Here is a 548-nt window from a genome sequence, read left to right on the forward strand (position 1 = left end):
AAGGCGAACCACATGTAGGTGAGGGCAAGCGGGGCGTACAACACCGCCGTCGCCGCCACGCCCCCCATCACGAAACGACGAAGCGCCCCCGGTTGGGTCTCCACGAGGTCTAGGCCCAGATGTCGACGGCCGGAACCATGCGCTCGGGTGGGAGCATCACCGTCGAGTCGGGCACCAGAGGACATCGATCAGGCCGGCGGTCGTTGCGTTCTGACCCGCACCCGCGCCCGCCGGTCGGCCGCCATGGTGGTGTGCTCGACCTCCACGAGGATCCGGGTCCCCAGGTCTCGTGCGGCTCGGTGGACCGCCCACTTCAGGTCCAGAGCGTGGTGGGCGGGGAGCCGGTCGAGGTGAGTGACGTACTCGCCCGATGCTGCCAAAGCGTCGGCGATCGATTGCACCAGGTCATCGGAGCGCCCGCGGCGTTCCGCCGAGGAGGTGACGTTCATCAGGTAGTCCAGAGTTCCGAGCACATTCACCGCGGGCCCTTCCGCCGACAGGGATTCGATCACCGACCTGGCTCAATCGACGTCAGTCGACCCCGGGAC

At 67.7% G+C, this 548-nt stretch carries 1 protein-coding gene; it reads right to left on the reverse strand.

What is annotated here, in order from left to right:
• Positions 1 to 188: 188 nt before the first annotated feature.
• The gene (locus tag EFL26_RS08470; protein ID WP_123222473.1) at positions 189 to 512 is read right to left on the reverse strand and encodes a hypothetical protein; all 324 of its coding nucleotides are present in this window, start codon (positions 510 to 512) and stop codon (positions 189 to 191) included.
• Between the last annotated feature and the right edge of the window lie 36 nt (positions 513 to 548).

It is taken from the genome of Nocardioides pocheonensis, from assembly GCF_003725535.1.
Taxonomy (GTDB): Bacteria; Actinomycetota; Actinomycetes; order Propionibacteriales; family Nocardioidaceae; genus Marmoricola; species Marmoricola pocheonensis.